Raw genomic sequence first — 18,739 nt, 5'->3', positions numbered from 1 at the left:
CCATGACGGACGACGCTCTCACGACGGACGTGCTGGTCGTCGGCTCCGGCATCGCCGGGCTGGCGGCCGCGCTGGCTGCCGCGCGCGCCGGCGACGAGGTGCTGCTCGCCACGAAGGCCACCCGGCCGGAGGGGGCCTCCTCGTGGTGGGCGCAGGGCGGAATCGCCGTGTCCCGCGACGACCCCGAGCAGTTCAAGCGCGACATCGTCGCCGCCTCCGACGGAACCGCCGACCCAGACGCCGTCGACGTGCTCGTCGAGAACGCCAACGAGGCCGTCGAGGACGTGCTGTTCGACACGCTCGACGTCGAATTTGACGAGAACGGGGCCGGGCTGGACTACACCCGCGAGGCCGCCCACAGCGAGGACCGCATCCTCCACGTGGACGCCTCGACCGGCAAACACGTCCACGTCCCGTTCCTGAACTCCCTCGACGACCGCGAGGACGTGGACATCCGCGACGACACCGCCGTGCTCGAACTCATCCGCCACGAGGGCCGCGTCCACGGCGCGATGCTCGAATCCGACGGGGCCGTCGACCCGTGTTTCGCCGGCAGCGTCGTGCTGGCGACCGGCGGCATCGGCGACCTCTACCCGCGGACGACGAACCCGGCCGACACGACCGGCGACGGCATCGCGATGGCCGCGCTGGCCGGAGCCGAGGTCGAGGACATGGAGTACGTGCAGTTTCACCCCACCGCCTGTACGCTGGACAGCGAGCCACCCCATGGCTCGGACGGAGGCGGTGGAACCGCCGGAGCGGGCGAGGTCGCCTTCCTCGTCAGCGAGGCCGTCCGCGGCGAGGGCGGCCTGCTGAGAAACGGGGATGACGAGCGGTTCATGCCCGACTACCACCCGGACGCCGAACTCGCGCCCCGCGACGTGGTCGCCCGCGCCGTCAAAGCCGAGCGCGAGGCTACGGGGGAGGTCACGCTCGACGTCTCGCCGCTCGATTTCGCCGAGGCGTTCCCCGACCTCGCACAGCGCTGTGCGGACCACGGCGTCGACTGGACCGCGGGCATTCCGGTCGCCCCCGCCGAACACTTCCTCTGTGGCGGCGTCAGCGTCGACGACCGCGGGCGGACGACGCTCGACCGGCTCTACGCCGTCGGCGAGTGCGCACGCACGGGCGTCCACGGTGCGAACCGCCTCGCCAGCACGTCCCTGCTGGAGGGCCTCGTCTGGGGCCTCCGCGCCGGCGCGGACGCCGCCGGCACCGACCCCGAGCCCATCGACGCCCCGGACCTGCTGGAGCGCGACCCGGACCTGCCGGACCGTTTCGCCCGCGACAAGTTCCACCGGCTCACCCGCGTGATGGACGAGTACGTCGGCGTCGAGCGCGACCCCGACGACCTCCGGCGCGCGATGGCCGTCCTCCGCCGGCTCAAGGGCGAGGTCGACGCCTACGTCCGCACGCGGACCAGCCGGTCGCTGTACGAACTCCGCAACGCGAGCGTCACCGCCCTGCTGGTGGCTCGTCACGCCGCCGAGAACGACGAGAGCGTCGGCACGCACACCCTCGTCTCCGGCGAGCGCGACGAGCGCCGGGAGCAGACGGCAGACTGATGCTCACCGACGCAGACGTGGAGCGCTGGCTCCGCGAGGACGTGGGCCACCACGACGTGACCAACGACGTGCCCGGCGAGACGACCGGGCGGCTGGTCGCCAGAGAGTCCGGCGTCGTCGCCGGCCTCGACGCGGCCACCGCCGTCTTCGAGTACCTCGGTTGCACCGTCGAGACCCCGGTCAACCCCGGAAACCGCATCGACGCGAGCGACGTGGTGCTCCGCGTCGAAGGCCCGGCCAGAGCCGTGCTCCGCGGGGAGCGCGTCGCTGTGAACGTCACCGGCCACGCGTCCGGGGTCGCCACCAAGACCCGCGCGGCCGTCGACGCAGCGGCGGCGGCCGACGTGGATTCGATTCCACGCATCGCCGGCACGCGCAAGACCACGCCCGGCCTGCGCGGCGTCGAGAAGCGCGCGGTGGCCGCCGGCGGCGGTGACACCCACCGCCTCGACCTCTCGCACATGGTGATGGTCAAGGACAACCACGTCGCCGAGATGGGACTGGTAGACGCCGTCGAGCACTTCCGCGAGCGCGTCTCGTTCGCGACGAAGCTCAACGTGGAGGTCGAAGCTCCGGACGACGCGCCGCGGGCCGCCGCGGCCGGCGCGGACATCGTCCTGCTCGACAACATGACGCCCGCCGAGACCGAGCGAGCCGTCGACCTCGTGGCGGCGGCCGACGCCGACACGCTGACCGAGGCCAGCGGCGGTATCACGGTCTCGGACGTGCCCGCCTACGCCGAGACCGGCATCGACGTCGTCTCGATGGGGACGCTGACCCATTCAGCGCCGACGCTCGATCTCTCGTTTCGGACGGGCTGAGCCGCGTTCAGTCCGGCCCGCTCGTCGAGGAGTCGGTCCTGAGCTCGGGCGGGAGTTCGAGTTGCTTGATTCCGGACTTGTCCGTGATCCGGAATCGATACAGCGCCGTGATCTCCGACTCGGCCGCCCGTTCGAACAGGTCGGGCTTCCAGTCGGTATCGATCCGTGCTTCGATCGCCGCGCGTTCGTCGTCGGACACGCGCTCGATTGTCCCCGTGAGCAGGACGCTGCGCCAGTTGAACGTCGTCTCGATGTCGTAGACGAGAAACCCGGCAACGTCCGCCTCGTCGCTCACCGTCGCTTTCCGGCTGTCGGAACCGAGGACGTAGACGAAATAGAGGTCGGACTCGCCGTCGTACCAGTAACTGAGCGGCCGCAGTAGCGGTTCGGCGTCGGTCGAGACGCCGAGCACCCCGACGCTCTTCCGTTCGAGGGTCCGTTCGATGTCTTCATCGTCCATCCGGAGCATTCCGTAGTCGTCGAGTTCGTCGACTGTCATGTCTGGATTTGTCTGGAGACGGTCATAAAGCCACGGGCGATTGCCGAGAGTTCGCTGTTCGCCACGCAGATGCCCCCGCTGACGATCTGCCTCAGTCCAGCCGCCGCGCCAGCATCACCTCGTCACGTCGCCGTCGACTGGCACGCCGAACACCGCGTGACGCTTTTGGCCCGCGGGGACGGACCACCGGTGATGCCAGACCCGATTCGCCGCTGTCCGGACCACGGCTTCTTCGAGGGCACGGCGTGTCCGACCTGCGACGTGGCGGGCGTACACGTTCTCGGCGGTAAGCGCCGGCGGCAGCTCTCGAAGTACGTCTCCGGGGCGCTCCGGCACTTTCCCGACGACGCGGGCCTCGAACTCGATTCGTCGGGCTGGACGCCCTTCGCGGCGCTGGTCGACGCCGTCGAGAAACAGTACGACTGGGCCGACGCCGACGCGCTCGCGGGCGTCGTCACCACCGACCCGAAGGGACGATTCGAACGGACGGGTGTCGAGGAGACGGCGACCGCATCGGGAACCGGGGACGTGGACAAGGTCGGTCGAATCCGCGCCGCGTACGGCCATTCCGTCGACGTGTCCCTGGAGGCGACGGACGCCCCGGTCCCGGAGACGCTGTACCACGGGACCGCGCCGCGCAACGTCGCCGCCATCCGCGAAGACGGTCTCCGACCGATGTCGCGTCAGACGGTCCACCTCTCCGGGACGGTCGCCGAGGCCGAGGCGGTCGGCCGCCGCCACGCGGACGACCCGGTGGTGTTCGCCGTCGACGCCGCGGCGATGGGCGAGGACGGTCGCCGCGTCGTCAAGCGCGGGACCGGGACCTACACCACTGACCGCGTGCCCCCGCGATACCTCACCCTGCTTGACGACTCGTGAGGTCGCCGTCGTCTCTGGACCCTACTCCAGGAGCGGCGTGCCGGTCATCGCTGCGGGCCGGTCGACATCCATGAGCGCCAGCGCCGTCGGCGCGAGGTCGGCGAGCGTCCCGCCGTCGCGGGCCGTGCGACCGTCGGCCGTGCCGTCCGGCGAGAGGTAGACGAACGGCACGGGATTGGTCGTGTGAGCGGTGTGGGGGTCGTCTTCGGTCCCCATGTCGTCGGCGTTGCCGTGGTCGGCGCAGACGAGCACGTGCCCGCCGGCGGTCTGAATCGCGTCGACGAGTCGCCCGAGTTGCTCGTCGACGGCCTCGACGGCGGTCACGGCCGCGTCGAAGTCGCCGGTGTGGCCAACCATGTCCGGGTTCGCGTAGTTCAGCACCAGCGCGTCGGGGTCCTCGTCCTCGATGAACGCGATTGCGGTGTCGGTCAGCGCCGGCGCGCTCATCTCGGGCTGGAGGTCGTAGGTCGCCACGTCGGGGCTGTCGACGATTTCCCGGCTCTCGCCCTCGAAGGCCACCTCGCGGCCGCCGTTGAGGAAGTAGGTGACGTGGGGGTACTTCTCCGTCTCGGCCATCCGGAGCTGGGTGTGGCCAGCGTCCGAGAGGACTTCGCCCAGCACGTCCTCGGGCTGGTTCGGCGGGAACGCGACCGGGAGCTCGAACGTCTCGTCGTACGCCGTCATCGTCACGAGCCTGGTCTCCGGCGGCTCGGTGTCGGCCCCCCAGTCGTCTGGCCGGATGTCGCCGAGCATCCGGGTGAGCTGTCGGGCGCGGTCCGAGCGGAAGTTGAAGAAGATCACCGCGTCGCCGTCCGCGGGTTCCTCGTGGTCGCCGACCGTGGTCGGTTCGACGAACTCGTCGGTGGTGTCGCGGGCGTACGACTCCGTGACGGCCGAAACGGCGTCGGCTGCGTGGTGGTCGCCCTCGCGGCCGACGATGGCGTCGTAGGCCCGGCGCGTGCGCTCCCAGTTCTGGTCGCGGTCCATCGCGTAGTACCGGCCGCAGACGGTGGCGACGTGGCCCGTGCCGTGTTCCTCGGCCTGAGCCTCGAGGGCTGCGAGGTAGTCCTCGCCGCCGGTCGGCGAGGTGTCCCGGCCGTCGGTGAAGGCGTGCGAAACGGCGTCGGTGCCGCGCTCGCCCGCGAGTTCGATGAGCGCGTGGAGGTGGTCCTGGTAGGAGTGGACGCCGCCGTCGGAGACCAGTCCCATGAAGTGGACCCGGCCGCCGTGGTCCTCGGCGTACTCGAACGCCGACAGTATCGTCTCGTTCTCGAAGAAGGGCGGGTCCCGCGCCTCGTCGTCCGGCGGCGACTCGCCGCGCGAGCGGGCGATGCTGTCGCTGACGCGCGCGGAGTCCTGCTTGACGACGCGGCCGGCCCCGATGTTGAGGTGGCCGACCTCGGAGTTGCCCATCTGGCCCTCCGGGAGGCCGACCCGGCGGCCGTGGGTCTCAAGCGTCGACGTCGCGCCCGCGTCCCAGTACCGGTCGAAGTTCGGCGTGTCGGCGGCGGCGACCGCGTCCCGGACGCCCTCGTCCGGGTTCAGTCCCCAGCCATCCAGGATGATGAGTCCGACGTTCATGTCCGGAGGGTCACGCGACCGGCCTAATACACTGTCGGTCAGGCCCGAACGCCACGGTCGATGATGCGGAATCCGGCGGCTCCGGCGGCCCAGCCCCTCGCTATCGGTGCCGATACTGAGAACCCCGAAATTAAGAGGGTGGCCCGCCTTCGGTCGGGCATGACTCGGAATATTCTCTCGGACGATCTGGCCGACGCAATCGTCACGACAGCCCGGACCGCGACGGGCGACTCGCTCCGGTCAGTGACGTATTTCACACGTGCGAACTTCGAGCAACTCTACCTGCGGGACGACCTCGAACAGGACGCCGACCTCAACGACTTCGTCGGCCACGAGTGGCAGGGGTACAAGCAGACCAAGAACGCCTACCAGGAGTCCGAGCTGGGCGACTACCGCTTTACCGTCCGCGCGTTCTCGAACGGCTACCTCCTCCGGGCGACGACCGAGCGCCAGGGCGTGCTCATCACCACGGACGGCCTGACGATGCAGTCCTACGAGGAAATCGCCGAGGCCATCGAGCGCCTGCTCCGCGAGGAGTCCGGCAAGGAGTGAGCGCCGGCAAGTGACCAAAGCGTTATGCCCGTCCCGGCGAACCCACGGGCATGACGCTCGACCCGGTCCACGTCGACGGTATCGCGCAGCTTGCCGAGCAGGTGCGCGAGACCGTCGAGACGAGCGACCAGGAGGCCGCCGCCGAGGAGGTGTGGGAGCACTTCCTCGACCCGCTGTGGCAGGACGGGACGAAGGTGCTGGAGCCGCTGGGCGAGCAGCGCCGGCGGAAGGTTCCCGTCGAAGACATCGCGCTCGCTGACCCCCCGTTTCCGACCCAGCACGGCCTGGACTCGGGCACCATCAACCCCACGACGTTCAAGAACGGGCTGGTCCTGGACGTGGCGCAGGCGGCGATGGGCAGCGTCCCCTCGGACGTGGACCTCCACCGCGGCCGGACCATCATCATGGCCGTCCACTCCAACGACGCGACGCTGGGGTTCGACGGCGACTGGCAGGGCGGGGACCGCGGCTACGCGAAGCGGCGCGTCCTCGACGTGCCCCAGGTCGACCGCTACGAACAGCGGGTCGTCCACGCGCTGGCGCTGTACCTCGCGGAGAGCCAGCACGCCCTGACCAACGCCGACGTGGTCGACGACCTCTTCATTCTCGACGGTCCCATCTACCCGACTGGCGTGCTCCGCTGGGCCGACCGCGACACCGAACTCGCGGACCTCCTCGCCGAGGACGACCGCCCGAAGACGGTGGTGAACAACTACGTCGACCTCGTCGAGCGGTTCGTCGAGCGGGACGTGCCGCTGGTCGGCTTCGTCAAGAACTCCTCGACGAAGGCGCTCACGCGGGCGGTGCGGCGCAAGACCAACGCGCCGTGGGTGAACGACACCGCCTTCTTCCGCCGGGTACTGGAGCGCCGCGACGACGACGGCGAGACGCTGACCGACTGCCTGACCGCGACGAACTGGTTCCGTTCGCGGGCCGGCACCGACGGCATCATGGCCGCCGACGGCGACGCCCTGGGCATCGAGCGGTCGCTCGACCCGGAGGCCTACGAGGTGACCTTCTTCGTCTGCTACGACCCGCGCTCGGACCTCGTGTTCCGCGTCGAAGCCCCCTACGCGTTCACAGAGGACCCGGAGTGTCGGGCCAGGCTCACGCGCCAGTTGCTCCACGACGTGGCCGCCCAGCAGGGGCCGCCGCTGGCTATCGGGAAGGCCGACGAACTCGCCAAAATCGACCGGCAGGGCAGCGAGGAACTCACCCGCCGCATCGAGCGGACCTTCGAGACCGACCGCGAGCGGGAGTTCAACGACATCCGGTGGGGTGCCGTCGAAGAATCGTTCTGAAGGGCTAGTCTCGGCGGGCCAGAACGATAGCGTAGAGGAGGACGAGGAGGCCGACGAGTTCCGTGATAGTGCCCGGAAGGGGAAACACCATCCGCGGGAGGAACTGCACGGCACTAAGGGTAACAAGGTACGAGACGAAGGTGAGGAGGCTGATGCCGATAGCCAGTGCGAGCATGGAGCGGGTCCGCCGTCGACGGTAGCCAACGAGCGCCAATGCAGCAATGAGCAGTCCGACCCCCGTCTGTGCGAGGTGGAACGCAGTGTTCACAGTAACCCACGTTTCGGCAGAGAGGCCGGCAACCGCCATCAGAGCCCCTCCCAGAGGTCCACCAGCGCATCGGCGAACTCGTGTGTCCGCGACTCGACGGAAAGGCTCACGTCGAAGGTCCCGTCGGTGAGACGGACGGTGAGTTCGTCCATCTGTGCCTCGTACACGTCCGCATGGTGCCCGTCGTCCGCGATTTGCGTTCGAGCGACGACGAGGCCGCAGTCTTCGAGGGCGTCGAGACGGCGATACACGGTCGAGAGTGACATGTCGCAGTCGTTGCTGAGTTCAGTTGCTGTCATCGGTCTGTGACTCGTGGCTGCAAGGAGCGCGCGAGCGTACTCGTCATCGAGGAGGGCGAACACCTCAGTCGGGGACGGATCCTCGGCCACGGGCAGTGGTTTCACCCGGCGCTGTGGTATAACTCACCGGTCGTTCGCTGGCTCAGAAAACGGCGGCCAGACTACGCCGTCTCGGCCTGCTGGACCGTCACGTCGACCGTCTCGCCGGCCACGCCGAGCCGGGCGAACTGCGTCCGGACGTGTTCCTTGGCCGCGTCGATGGCCGCATCGCGTGTCTCGAAACCGCGCGGCATCGGGGACTCGAAGGCGATGCGTATCTCGCGGTCGCCGATGGCCTGGACCTGCCCACCGCTCTCGACCTCGTAGAAGGCGTCACAGACCCAGACGTAGGGGGTTCCCTCGTCCGGCGCGCCGTTGAACTCGGGCGGCTCCTCGCCCGGTTCGTACAGCGTCCCGGTCAGCGCCGTCCCGCCCGCCGTCCCCCGAATAAGCAACATAGTTTCACGTAAGGGCCCCAACGACAAAAGATTCTCCCCCGGGGCAAGCGCCGCGACAGCCGCGGCCGATAGCCGGCGGCGTCTGTGGTCGGAGGACTGCCCACCAAGAGGGAGCGGCACCGGCTGGGACCGACGCATCCGATTCGGTCTCCGAGAGGGAAACACCCGCAGGCCGAGTGAGAGGGGCCCGTACACCGAAAATCACCTACACCGCGAGGGCTTGATTGTAGGTGGGTGGTCGAAGTGAACGCCGAACGCATCGACGTTTCGATACTTGCGGCCGCAGCAGCCGTCGCCGGCGGAGCGTCCCTCGCAGTCGACGTCGAAAGCAGCGTTTTCGGGATATGGATCTTTCTCGACGTAGCGACGTCGTTCCTCCTGTACAGCGGTGTGACTATGACGACGACACCGGAATGGAATGTCGCCACGCGGGAACGACTCGTTCCCGCGGGACCGCTCGCATCCCGACGGAGTCCTCGACCGGTGGCGGCCCCGCAGATGGCCGACGGTCGGGAGAACGGGGAGTGTACGGTGGCTCCGCGGTCACCGGCACCCCGCGACGACTCCGCTCACGAATCACAGCGGAGTTGCTCACCCGCACCGAGCTGGTGGGGCTGAACGACCGTCCCGAGTGCCACGGAGGTTGGCACGTGCCAAGGCAAGTCGCATAACGGTGGGTGCCACAGATGGTCGTATGTCAGCCTCGACTGGCCCCAGTGTTCGGTTACTCCGTAACGCGACTGTACTCGTGGACATCGGGGACGTGACGTTCCTCGTCGACCCGATGTTCGCGCCACCTGGCGAGAACCCGCCCGTGCCGAACTCGCCGAACGACCGTCGAAACCCGCTGGTCCCGATGCCGGACAGTGACCTGTCCTACGACGCCGTGGTTGTCACGCACCGCCACCAGGACCACTGGGACGCGGCGGCCAAGGCGGCACTCGACGCCGACGTGCCGCTGTTCTGTCAGCCCGAGGAGGCGGACGAGTTCACTGACGAGGGGTTCACCGACGTCCGACCCGTCGACGACGAGGCGTCTATCGAGGGTATCTCGATTCACCGAACGCCCGGCCGGCACGGGCACGGAGAGCTGGCGGCGGAGATGGGCCCCGTTTCGGGATTCGTGTTCGAGGGTGACGAGACGGTGTACGTCGCAGGCGACACGGTCTGGTACGAGCCGGTCGCGGAGACGCTCGACCGGTTCGAGCCCGACCTGGTCGTGTTGAACGGCGGCGAAGCGCGGTTCGAACAGGGCGACCCCATCACGATGGGCGTCGAGGACATCACGGCCGTCCGGGATGCGACCGACGCCACGGTCGCCGTCGTCCACATGGAGGCGATAAACCACTGCCTGCTCAGTCGGGACGAGCTACGGTCGGCGACAGAGGGCGTTCGGGTTCCCGACAATGGGGAGTGGGTCGACCGATAGGCACTGCCAGTTAGCAGGTGCTTCGGCGATGGCGGGTGCCACGGCGACACCGCCGGGTCAGGGCCGGCAGTCGACCACGACCGGCAGGTGGTCGGAGCCGTAGTGGTCGTCGTCGCGGTCGGCGACGACCGCCCTAGTGTCGACGGCCACGTCCTCGGTGACGAACACGTGGTCGATGCCCATCTCGGGGAGCAGGTCGTGGAAGTCGGTCCGACTGGTCGTCGGTCCGTGGGTGACCGTCGCGGTGTCGCGGGCGTCGACGAGCCGGCGGCCGTCGGGGAGTTCGTGGCCCGCGGCGCGTTCGTAGGCCGGCTCCCCGACCACACAGTTGAAGTCACCGGTCACCACGGCGGGGGCCGCGCGGGCGATGGAGTCGAGGTGGTCGAGCACCAGTTCGATGCCCTCGACGCGCGCGTCTGCCCCCTGGTGGTCCAGATGCGTGTTCAGACACAGCAGGTCGTCGTCCGTCTCGCGGTCCCGGAGGCGGGCCCACGTCGCCACGCGGGGGTACGCGGCGTCCCAGCCGACGCTGCTCGGCTCGGCCGGCTGTTCGGAGAGCCAGAACGTGTTCGTGGCCGCGCAGTCGAACCGGTCGGTCCGGTAGCCGATGGCCGTGTGTTCCCCGCCGGCGTCGACGGACTCGCGCGGGTCGCCGACCCACTCGTAGCCGTCCAGCAGGACCTCTAGCTCCCGGAGCTGGTGGGCCATCGCCTCCTGGACCCCGACCACGTCGGGGCTGTGGTACTGGATTGTACTCGCCACCAGCCGTCGTCTGTGGGGCCACCCGTCCAGCCCATCCCCGGCGGTGTCGTACCGCACATTGAAAGACATCACCCGCGTCGGATTCATATGCGTTCGTTGACAGCCACCGGGGTAAGGTTTCACTTTCACGCCGCTGGGGAAAGGTGTTAATCCCCGGCTACCCTGGAGTCGGGTATGTCCGACCTCGGGGATTTCACCGATTTCGACGGCGACGACGCGGCCGACGACGAGCCGGCCGGTTCGACCGACGACGGCGAGCAGGCCGTCGACGCGGCGAGTACCGACCCGACAGACGACGACTTCGAGGAGATGGCGGTCGCGTCGGCGGGGACTGACTCCGGGCTGGGCGTCCTCTCGGCGGCGAACGGCCTCCGAATCAGCGAGGAGGAGGGGGAGTCGGTCCTGCGGGCGTACGTCACCGCCCGGAACCGCTCGCGCCTGCGAATCGGGACGTACCTGCTGGTCCCGTACCCCGACGGCGAGCGCCTGTTCTGTCGCATCGAGGCCCTGGAGTACGCACAGGAGTTCCACGCCGACGACGCGACAGAAATCCACGCCCGGCGGGCGATGCGCGAGCGAGGCATCGACGAGCGGGACTTCAAGTTCATCGCCGAACTGGACCCGGTCGCGGTGCTGTACAGCGACGGAGCGACGTCGGGGACGTCGCAAGCAGCCGGCGGAGCCGGCGACGGCGGCGACCTCAAGCGCCGGATGACCGACCGGGTGCCCAAACCCGAGACCGTCGTCCGGGAAGCCACCGACAAGTCGGAAATCAAGACCGGCCTGAAGATTCCCGAGGACGGCGTCTTCCTGGGCCATCTCGCCGTCGGCGGCGAGAAGGTCCGCACCGCCGCCGAACCGCCGACTATCGACTATCGGCTGAAAGACGACTACGAGGCCGGCGACCCGCTCGTGTTCCGCCACACGCTCGTCGCGGGCGGGACGGGGTCCGGGAAGACCCACAGTTCCAAGAACGTCCTGCGGCAGTATCTCGGGCGGACCTACGAGATGGGCGACGGCCGGACGCCCGAACTCGCTGTCGTCCAGTTCGACCCACAGGACGAGTACGCCCAGATGCACGACGACAACCCCGCGATGACAGACGAGTTCAGGCGGCGTTGCGAGCGCGAGGGCGTCGCCTACGGCGGCCACGACGACACCATCGCGTTCGTCCCGAAGGTCGCGGGGGCCGACTACAACGCCAGCCACCACCGGGCCGAGCAGGTGGAGTTCACCATCCCGTTCTCGCTGGTCCACGAGAACCCCTGGCTCATCGCGGGGTCGAGCCTGAACGACAACCAGTACGGCGCACTCGTGAACACGCTCCTCCCGCGGTTCGAGCGCGAGTACGGGGAGAGCGGGACCTACAGCGACTTCCGGACCTTCCTCGGGGACCCCGCGCTCAAGGAGGAACTGGACGAGGCCGGCGACGTCCACGAGGCCACCTTCGACGCCGTCAAGCGCCGCGTCCAGGGCTTCGGTGCGGTGTTCGACCAGGACGCCCGCCCCATCACCGACCAGATATCGCAGTTCGTCCGCGACGGCGGCCTGACGGTCATCCCGACCTACCACATCACGGACTCCCGGACCGCCTCGACCGTCGTGCTGGCCGTCTCCAGCCTGCTCATCGACCAGAAGCTCTCGAACGACCCGACCTACGACCGCATCAAGGAGACGCCGCTCGTCCTGGGGATGGACGAGGCCCACAACTTCCTCACCGACGCAGACAGCGTCCAGGCCCGGAAGGTCATCGGGAAGTTCACCGAGGCCGCCAAACAGGGGCGGAAGGAGCGACTGGGACTGTACCTCATCACGCAGGACCCACAGGACATCGCCGACCCGGTGTTCAAGCAGATAAACACGACGATGGTGCTCAACCTCGGCGACGAGGACGCCATCAAGGCCGTGAACATCCCGAGCAACCTCGAATCGAAGGTCCCCTACATGGAGAAGGGCCAGCGCGTCGTCCACTCGCCGGACAACTCGGAGTCGGTGGAGCTCATCGGCCTCTCGACCTGCGTGACCCGCCACGGTCGGGAGTGACGAACCGCAGGCCGGCCCGTGGATTGCAGCGGGCCGAAGATTCAAACCGCCCCCAGCGGAAGTGGGCGTATGGCAAAGCGAATCCTCGTTCCGGTCGACAGCTCGGACCAAGCGACGGCGGCCTGTGAGTTCGCGGCCGAGGAGTACCCCGATGCGACGCTCGTGCTCCTGCACGTCATCAACCCCGCGGAGGCCGGCTACAGCGCAGAGGCGTCGATTCCGTCCTTCTCCGAGGAGTGGTACGAGACACAGAAGGCCACGGCCGAAGAGCTGCTCGACGACCTCGAAGCGACGGTGACCGAGGCCGGCGTCGAGTCGGTCGAGCGCGTCGTCGAGGTCGGGCGGCCGACGAAGGTCATCGTTGACTCGACCGACGACCACGACATCGACCAGATTATCATGGGGAGCCACGGCCGCTCGGGGATGTCCCGTATCCTGCTGGGCAGCGTCGCCGAAATCGTCGTCCGGCGCGCCTCCGTCCCCGTGACCGTCGTCAGATAGCTACGCGTGGCGAACGATGTGGACGTCGTACTGGGGGTCTTCCGACACCGGCGAGCCGACGCTGTAGACCGGCGACGACACCCGTCCGGCGTTCTCGCTGCCGATGAACACGATTGAGGCCCTCGTGTCGTGGGCGACCTCCCTGATGGTCCGGCTGACGTCCGTCGTCGTCGACGCCATCGAACTCACGTCCTCCGGGGTTTCGTAGCGAAACGTCGCCGTCGGGGCTATCGCCTCGGCCTGCTCCCGCATCCGGTCGGCGACAGTCTCGACAGAGAACGCCTCGTCGGCGTCAACCCAGCCGCGCTCCCGCGCGTACGCCGCGTCGTCCGGAATGACCGACAGGACGGTGACCTCTTCGTCGCGGTAGTCCGCGAACTCCGTCGCCCGCTCCAGGGCGGCTTCCGACAGCGCCGAGCCGTCGAAAGGCACGAGTAGTACCATAGCCCATCTGTCTCACGGTCGTGATTTATTGGTTCCGCAAGCCGACAATATACGAGCGACGCGGCGCGTGACCGGGGCAGCGGAGTCCCCCGGTAAGCCGAGCGAACAGGTCGGCAAGGTGTCTGTAACTAACTGTGCGGAGTGTGGACAGCCCCCATGGACTCGCTAGAAGAGACGCTCAGGTATCCCATGGAAGACGACGACTGGACCACGACTGTACTCATCGGCGGCGTCCTCAGCCTCCTGTCCGTGCTCGTCGTCCCCGGCATCCTCGTGTACGGCTACCTCGTCCAGGCAGTCCGCGAGCGGGCGGCCGGAGCGACGCGACCGCCGGGATTCGAGGACTGGGGCGACCTGTTCGTCGACGGCCTCAAGGCCTGGGTCATCGGCATCGTGTACATGCTCGTCCCGCTCGTCGTGTTGGGAGTGACCGTCGGCGGCAGCCTGATTGCGATGGCGACGGGTACCCGCGCCGGAGCGGGGGCCGGCCTGGCCGGCCTGTTCGGTGGCCTGGTGATATCGACCGTCCTGTCGCTGGTGTTCGGGTACGTGGCGACGGCGGCTATCATCCACTTCGCCTGCACCGGCGAGTTCGAGGCCGGGTTCGACTTCGGGACGCTCCGGAAGCTGGTCCTGTCCCCGGAGTACGCGACGCCGTGGCTCGTCTCGGTCGGGCTGGTCGTCGCCGCCAACATCGTGGTGAACCTGCTCAACGTCATCCCGTTCCTCGGCTCGCTCGTCGCCGTGCTACTCAGCCCGTTCGCCACCTTCTACGTGGCGGTCGTCGCGACGGACCTCTGGGCGGGCGGCTACAACGCCGCGCTCGACGAGCGGGAGGAGACCGGGTCGGTCGGGACGGCGACCGTCTAGAAGATGTTGGCCTGCTGATAGACCGAGATGCCGTCGTTCGTTATCTCGTAGGGTTTCGTCTCCCGCGAGTGGTTCGCGTTCCGTATCTTCTGTATCTCGACGGCGAGTCGCGTCTCGCCGGTGTCCGACCGGACGTACTGGAGGATGAACACGGCGTCGGTCAGGTACTCGATGATGCCGTGTCTGGAGGCGAAGGGGTTGCTCTCGCTGGCCTCGGAGACGAGCATCGTCGTCACGCCGGCCTGTTTCAGCGACCGGGTGAAATCGAACACCTCGGTGCGCCGCCGGGACTGGTCGTCGTACATCATCTCCAGCAGGGAGACGGAGTCGAGCACCAGTCGGTCGGCGTCGAACCGCTCGATGAGGTCCGGGAGCTCCCCGCGGATGTTGTCGAGGCTGTTGGCCATCTCGACCGGGTCGAGGTCGACGACGGCTAGCTGGCCCGCCTCCTCGTACTCCTCGAATCCCCAGTCGCGGTCACTGGCGGTGTCCAGTATCGCGTCGTGGGACTGTTCGAGGGTGAGAAACACCGCGTTCTCGCCGTTCTCCAGCCCGTGCTGGAGGAACTGCAGTCCGAACGTCGTCTTCCCGGTCCCGGCCGAGCCGATGGTGACGATGAGATGGCGTTCGGGAATCCCGCCCTGAATCATCTGGTCGAGCCCCTCGATGCCGATGTCGACACGCGGGATGTCGGACTCGAACTCCTCGTCGAAACCGTCGCCGTCGCCGTCGCCGTCGCCGCTGCCGGCGGACTGAAAGGCGGTGGCGAAGTCGTCGTCAAAGAGGCCGCCGTCGCCGCCAGCCCCGTCGTCGGCGTCGGCTCCCTCGCCGTCGAAAGGGCTGTCTTCGGTCCCGTCCTCGAAGGGGCTGTCGTCGCCTCCGTCGAAGGGACTGCTGTCCTCGTCGTTCCCGGTCTCGAACGGTCCGGCATCCGCGGACGCCGTCCCGTCGGAGTCGCCCTCGGACGGCGTCTCCGTCGGTTCGGCGTCCTCGTCGTCAAGCGCGCTTTCGAACCAGTCGTCGTCGGACCCGTCGTCCCCGCTCATACGCACGACCACCGGCCACACGAACGGCCCATGGAAGGGGATACGCGTCGGGACGGATATAAGTGCCGTCGTAGAGGGTTTATGTACGGCCGGCCGGAACGTCCGGCAATGACTGTCGGCATCGTCGCGCAGCGGGACAACGACCGGGCCATGTCGCTTGCGAGCACACTGTGTGACCGACTGCGCGCCACCTCCGCGGCCGTCGTCGTCGACGAGACGACCGCCGGCGCGCTCGGCGACCACGACGCGTGGGAGGCCGCCGTGCCCGAGTCGGCCCCGGTCGAGGAGATGTCCGCCTGCGACCTGGTCGTGAGCATCGGCGGCGACGGGACCTTTCTGTACGCGGCCCGGGGGGCGGGGTCGACACCGATACTGGGGGTCAATCTCGGCGAAGTCGGCTTTCTGAACGCTATCGCGCCCGAGGAGGCCGTCGAGACGGTCGTCGCGGAGGTCGAGCACATCCAGAAGACCGGCAGCGCCCGGACCCGGGCCAAGCCGCGGCTCCAGGCCAGCGGCGATGACTGGGAGCTGTCGCCGGCGCTGAACGAGGTCGTCGTCCAGGGCGAGCGCCGCGGTCACGGCGGCGGGGCGACCCTCGACGTGTACGTCGACGGCTCGCTGTACGCGTCCGGCCACGCCGACGGCGTGCTCGTGGCCACCCCCACGGGGTCGACGGCGTACAACCTCAGCGAGCGGGGGCCGCTCGTCCACCCCGACGTGTCCGGCCTCATCGTCACGACGATGGCGGACGAGGCCGGGACGCCGCCGCTAGTCGTCGACGTCGACAGCGAAATCGTCATCGAACTCGCGGACGCCGACAGCGGCGTCGTCGTCAGCGACGGTCGCGTCCGAAAAGACGTGGTTCCGCCGGAGCGAATCGCGCTCTCGCGTGCGAGCGAACCGGTCCGGCTCGCCGGTCCGCCCCTGGACTTTTTCACCGCACTGGACAAGCTCGCCTAACGCCGACCGACGGCGTACAGCACCGGTGCGAGGACGAGCAACACCAGGCCGAACAGTTTGTACTGGAACGACGACGCGAGGACGCTCGCGCTGTTCGGTTCCATCGCCGACGCCGGCGTGATGACGAGCAGCGCGCCCAGCGCAATCGTGTGCAGTCCGAGCATTCGGAGCGACCGTTGTGGGAGAATGGCGACGAGCCCCCCGACAAAGCCGAGCAGCAGGACATCACCGATGGTGTAGTTCAGCAGGAAACTATCGATGAGTTGCAGCGGTGACGCGAGCATTCCTATCCAGGATTTCGCCGTGATGGAATCTTTAAAGTTCCGTTCCGCCGCCGACCGCTCAGTCGCCCGCCGTCCCAAGCGGCGTCAACAGGAGGTAGCCGGTCGAGGGGACGCCGGCCGTCCGCAGCCGGAACCGTGTCGGTTCGTCGTGGGCCGTCGAGAGCGCCACGACGTCGAGGTCGGCCGTGTTGACCGACTCCGCGTCCACTTCGTCGATGCCGGCCACGAGCAGGGCCTCGGAGAGCGCCGTCCCGGTGAGCCGGTCGGCGGGCACGTCGAACGTGGTGCCGAACGCCTCGTTGGCCGCGCGCACGACCGGACCGTGGCCGTCGTCGGCGAAGTACAGCACCGGGTCCGGATGGCCGTCGAAGAGGTCGACCGGCTGTGGCTCCGGCGTGGCCTCGGCGTCTGCCGACACCGACACCGTCTCGTCGGCCGACTCGCCCGGCGAGTCGGTAAACAGGAGGTAGGAGACGCCGCCGACCCCACCGCCGAGCGCCAGTCCGAGGCCGACGGTGACCTGTTCGGACAGCCCCAGCGACAGCGTCGACTGTACTAGCAGCGCGACGGTCGCCAGCACGACCGCTCCGGCCCCAATCCACCCGAGGATGGCGGCGAGGCTCCCGAGACGGCGTCGGCCTGCGTCCGTCGACGACTTGCTCATCATGGGACACTCCGGAGGCCATGGGTTAACGCTTTTCGAGAACACGCCGCTGGCAAGACATATACAGCTACCAGCCCTACCACTCGCTACGACTGTGTCCAGAACTACAGGCGGTCCGCCGCGAGTGCTCGTCGTCGACGACGAACACGACGTCGCCGACACCCAGGCGCTGAAACTCGGCGACCGGTACGAGACCGCTGTCGCCTACAGCGGCCAGGCGGCGCTCGACACCGCCGGGCCGGAGTTCGACGCCGTGTTGCTCGACCGCCGAATGCCGGACGTACACGGGGACGAGGTGCTCTCGCGGTTGCGCGAGCGGGGGTACGACGGCACCGTCATCATGCTGACGGCGGTCGGCGCGGACCTGAACATCCTGGAGATGCCCTTCGACGACTACCTCCAGAAGCCGGTCGACCAGTCGACGCTCCTGTCGACGCTCGACCAGCACCTCGACAGGGCCGACGGGGACGACCGGCTCGACGAGTACTTCCGCATCTCCTCGAAGCTCTCCGTGCTGGAACGGGAGAAATCAACGTCACAGCTGGAGGGGAGCACGGAGTACACCGAACTGAAAGAGCGGGCCAAGAAACTGGAGTGGGTCCTGCAGGCCGAAACCGACGACTTCGAGGAGCTGAAACGGACCCACCAGTCCATCAGCCGGAACTAGGCGTCGAGAATCAGCGTCTCGTCGATGTACTCGTCGATGGTGTCACGGACCGTGGCGACGGGGTTGTCGTTTCTGGTCGCGTTCTGCAGAATCACGCCGTCGAGGACCATTATCATGAACTGCGAGACCTCCTCGGGGTCGACGTCGGCGAACTTCCCCTGTTCGATGCCGTCCTCGATTATCTGTGCGAACTGCCGGGCGAACAGTTTGTCCGTCTCGGTGAACTTCTCCCGGAAGTCCGGGTTCTGGACCGCCTGTGCGCGCATCTCGACGTAGGAACCGAGCACCGCGTTCTTCTCCGGCGTCTCGACGCAGTCGGTGAAGTCGTCGAGAATCAGGCTGACGAACGTCTTGATGTCCTGTTCGGGGTCGCCGGTCGATTCGAGCTGAAAGATGCGGTTGAACTCCGTGAGAATGAACTCCTGAAACGACAGCAAGAGGTCCTCTTTCCCGTCGAAATGGTGGTAGAACGTCGATTTGCTGAGGTCGGCCTCGTCCGCGATTCGCTGTATCGAAAGTCCGGCGTACCCGTATTCCCGGAGCGCCCGGAACGTGGCTCGCATTATCGCCTCGTGGGAGTCCTCCGGCTCCCCGGCGAACGGAATTCCATCACTCATCCCGACCGAATATTCGGTCGGTCGATAAATACCTTCCCACTGTCACCGAACCACAACGTTGATAGGCGACCGAACGTTCGTTCGATGTACACGGTTCGGGCGGGCGTCCCCGCAGAGGAATGTGGGGTGGTACCCAAGCGCTCTGTCACAGCATCCGTTCCGAACAGAAACGACCCATGGAATGTCCGAA

Annotated in this window: 22 protein-coding genes; 11 read left to right on the top strand and 11 right to left on the bottom strand. The window is 67.9% G+C overall.

Translation table 11 applies throughout. The features are described from left to right. Window positions 1-2: 2 nt before the first annotated feature. A complete protein-coding gene (locus VI123_RS09340; RefSeq protein ID WP_336337784.1) occupies window positions 3-1,565 on the top strand; it encodes an L-aspartate oxidase in 1,563 nt (520 codons plus the stop codon). Beyond that, a complete protein-coding gene (gene nadC, locus VI123_RS09335) occupies window positions 1,565-2,386 on the top strand; it encodes a carboxylating nicotinate-nucleotide diphosphorylase (RefSeq protein ID WP_336337783.1) in 822 nt (273 codons plus the stop codon). The genes VI123_RS09340 and nadC overlap by 1 nt, the downstream gene beginning before the upstream one ends. 7 nt (window positions 2,387-2,393) lie before the next feature. Here the strand turns inward: nadC and VI123_RS09330 are convergent, their stop codons facing one another. Continuing rightward, window positions 2,394-2,885 carry a pyridoxamine 5'-phosphate oxidase family protein gene (locus VI123_RS09330; RefSeq protein WP_336337782.1) on the bottom strand — a complete coding sequence of 164 codons (492 nt, stop codon included), beginning with the start codon at window positions 2,883-2,885 and terminating at the stop codon, window positions 2,394-2,396. A gap of 192 nt (window positions 2,886-3,077) precedes the next feature. Here VI123_RS09330 and VI123_RS09325 point away from each other — a divergent pair, with 192 nt between their 5' ends. Then, the gene (locus VI123_RS09325; RefSeq protein ID WP_336337781.1) at window positions 3,078-3,764 is read left to right on the top strand and encodes an RNA 2'-phosphotransferase; all 687 of its coding nucleotides are present in this window, start codon (window positions 3,078-3,080) and stop codon (window positions 3,762-3,764) included. A gap of 21 nt (window positions 3,765-3,785) precedes the next feature. Here VI123_RS09325 and gpmI read toward each other — a convergent pair whose 3' ends face one another. Continuing rightward, the gene (gene gpmI, locus VI123_RS09320; RefSeq protein WP_336337780.1) at window positions 3,786-5,345 is read right to left on the bottom strand and encodes a 2,3-bisphosphoglycerate-independent phosphoglycerate mutase; all 1,560 of its coding nucleotides are present in this window, start codon (window positions 5,343-5,345) and stop codon (window positions 3,786-3,788) included. Window positions 5,346-5,504: 159 nt separating this feature from the next. Here gpmI and VI123_RS09315 point away from each other — a divergent pair, with 159 nt between their 5' ends. Both VI123_RS09315 and VI123_RS09310 read left to right on the top strand, forming a co-directional pair. After that, complete coding sequence (locus tag VI123_RS09315; RefSeq protein ID WP_053966265.1) at window positions 5,505-5,897, top strand: DUF7522 family protein; 393 nt, start codon at window positions 5,505-5,507, stop codon at window positions 5,895-5,897. A gap of 50 nt (window positions 5,898-5,947) precedes the next feature. Continuing rightward, on the top strand, window positions 5,948-7,198 hold the full coding sequence (locus tag VI123_RS09310; RefSeq protein ID WP_336337779.1) for a DNA double-strand break repair nuclease NurA: 1,251 nt from the start codon (window positions 5,948-5,950) through the stop codon (window positions 7,196-7,198). Between the two features lie 4 nt (window positions 7,199-7,202). On the opposite strand, the gene VI123_RS09305 is transcribed toward VI123_RS09310, so the two are convergent. From VI123_RS09305 to VI123_RS09295, 3 genes are all read right to left on the bottom strand, one after another. After that, window positions 7,203-7,466 carry a DUF7521 family protein gene (locus tag VI123_RS09305; RefSeq protein ID WP_336337778.1) on the bottom strand — a complete coding sequence of 88 codons (264 nt, stop codon included), beginning with the start codon at window positions 7,464-7,466 and terminating at the stop codon, window positions 7,203-7,205. Between the two features lie 38 nt (window positions 7,467-7,504). Then, complete coding sequence (locus VI123_RS09300; protein WP_336337777.1) at window positions 7,505-7,855, bottom strand: winged helix-turn-helix domain-containing protein; 351 nt, start codon at window positions 7,853-7,855, stop codon at window positions 7,505-7,507. Between the two features lie 71 nt (window positions 7,856-7,926). Further along, window positions 7,927-8,262: a DUF7113 family protein gene (locus tag VI123_RS09295; protein ID WP_137682713.1), complete on the bottom strand. Its 336-nt coding sequence runs from the start codon at window positions 8,260-8,262 to the stop codon at window positions 7,927-7,929. 694 nt (window positions 8,263-8,956) lie between these two features. Between VI123_RS09295 and VI123_RS09290 the strand changes: the two genes are divergently transcribed. After that, window positions 8,957-9,691, top strand: a complete 735-nt coding sequence (locus VI123_RS09290; RefSeq protein WP_336337776.1) for an MBL fold metallo-hydrolase — start codon at window positions 8,957-8,959, stop codon at window positions 9,689-9,691. A gap of 57 nt (window positions 9,692-9,748) precedes the next feature. Here VI123_RS09290 and VI123_RS09285 read toward each other — a convergent pair whose 3' ends face one another. Continuing rightward, window positions 9,749-10,540 carry an endonuclease/exonuclease/phosphatase family protein gene (locus tag VI123_RS09285; protein WP_336337775.1) on the bottom strand — a complete coding sequence of 264 codons (792 nt, stop codon included), beginning with the start codon at window positions 10,538-10,540 and terminating at the stop codon, window positions 9,749-9,751. An 87-nt stretch (window positions 10,541-10,627) separates the two neighbouring features. Between VI123_RS09285 and VI123_RS09280 the strand changes: the two genes are divergently transcribed. Next, on the top strand, window positions 10,628-12,496 hold the full coding sequence (locus VI123_RS09280) for an ATP-binding protein (protein WP_336337774.1): 1,869 nt from the start codon (window positions 10,628-10,630) through the stop codon (window positions 12,494-12,496). A gap of 69 nt (window positions 12,497-12,565) precedes the next feature. Next, complete coding sequence (locus tag VI123_RS09275) at window positions 12,566-12,997, top strand: universal stress protein (RefSeq protein ID WP_336337773.1); 432 nt, start codon at window positions 12,566-12,568, stop codon at window positions 12,995-12,997. Here VI123_RS09275 and VI123_RS09270 read toward each other — a convergent pair whose 3' ends face one another. Further along, entirely contained in the window at window positions 12,998-13,441 is a 444-nt protein-coding gene (locus VI123_RS09270; protein ID WP_336337772.1) for a universal stress protein, read from the bottom strand. It lies immediately after the preceding gene. Between the two features lie 156 nt (window positions 13,442-13,597). On the opposite strand from VI123_RS09270, the gene VI123_RS09265 reads away from it, so the two are divergent. Beyond that, the gene (locus tag VI123_RS09265; RefSeq protein ID WP_336337771.1) at window positions 13,598-14,311 is read left to right on the top strand and encodes a DUF4013 domain-containing protein; all 714 of its coding nucleotides are present in this window, start codon (window positions 13,598-13,600) and stop codon (window positions 14,309-14,311) included. Here the strand turns inward: VI123_RS09265 and VI123_RS09260 are convergent. Beyond that, window positions 14,308-15,357, bottom strand: coding sequence for a KaiC domain-containing protein (locus VI123_RS09260; protein ID WP_336337770.1), 1,050 nt, complete (start codon window positions 15,355-15,357; stop codon window positions 14,308-14,310). The two genes, VI123_RS09265 and VI123_RS09260, sit on opposite strands and share 4 nt — an antisense overlap. Window positions 15,358-15,465: 108 nt before the next feature. Here VI123_RS09260 and VI123_RS09255 point away from each other — a divergent pair, with 108 nt between their 5' ends. Continuing rightward, entirely contained in the window at window positions 15,466-16,317 is an 852-nt protein-coding gene (locus tag VI123_RS09255) for an NAD(+)/NADH kinase (RefSeq protein WP_336337769.1), read from the top strand. Here the strand turns inward: VI123_RS09255 and VI123_RS09250 are convergent. Next, on the bottom strand, window positions 16,314-16,601 hold the full coding sequence (locus VI123_RS09250) for a hypothetical protein (protein ID WP_004593774.1): 288 nt from the start codon (window positions 16,599-16,601) through the stop codon (window positions 16,314-16,316). The two genes, VI123_RS09255 and VI123_RS09250, sit on opposite strands and share 4 nt — an antisense overlap. A 58-nt stretch (window positions 16,602-16,659) precedes the next feature. Beyond that, window positions 16,660-17,265: a hypothetical protein gene (locus VI123_RS09245; RefSeq protein ID WP_336337768.1), complete on the bottom strand. Its 606-nt coding sequence runs from the start codon at window positions 17,263-17,265 to the stop codon at window positions 16,660-16,662. 124 nt (window positions 17,266-17,389) lie between these two features. Here VI123_RS09245 and VI123_RS09240 point away from each other — a divergent pair, with 124 nt between their 5' ends. Next, window positions 17,390-17,932: a response regulator gene (locus tag VI123_RS09240; protein WP_336338265.1), complete on the top strand. Its 543-nt coding sequence runs from the start codon at window positions 17,390-17,392 to the stop codon at window positions 17,930-17,932. Here the strand turns inward: VI123_RS09240 and VI123_RS09235 are convergent. After that, window positions 17,929-18,549, bottom strand: a complete 621-nt coding sequence (locus VI123_RS09235) for a TetR/AcrR family transcriptional regulator (protein ID WP_336337767.1) — start codon at window positions 18,547-18,549, stop codon at window positions 17,929-17,931. The genes VI123_RS09240 and VI123_RS09235 overlap by 4 nt on opposite strands. Between the last annotated feature and the right edge of the window lie 190 nt (window positions 18,550-18,739).

Source organism: Haloarcula sp. DT43 (genome assembly GCF_037078405.1).
Taxonomy (GTDB): Archaea; Halobacteriota; Halobacteria; order Halobacteriales; family Haloarculaceae; genus Haloarcula; species Haloarcula brevis.
Note: the sequence above shows the minus strand (reverse complement) of the source record. Positions and strands in the feature narration are given on the sequence as shown.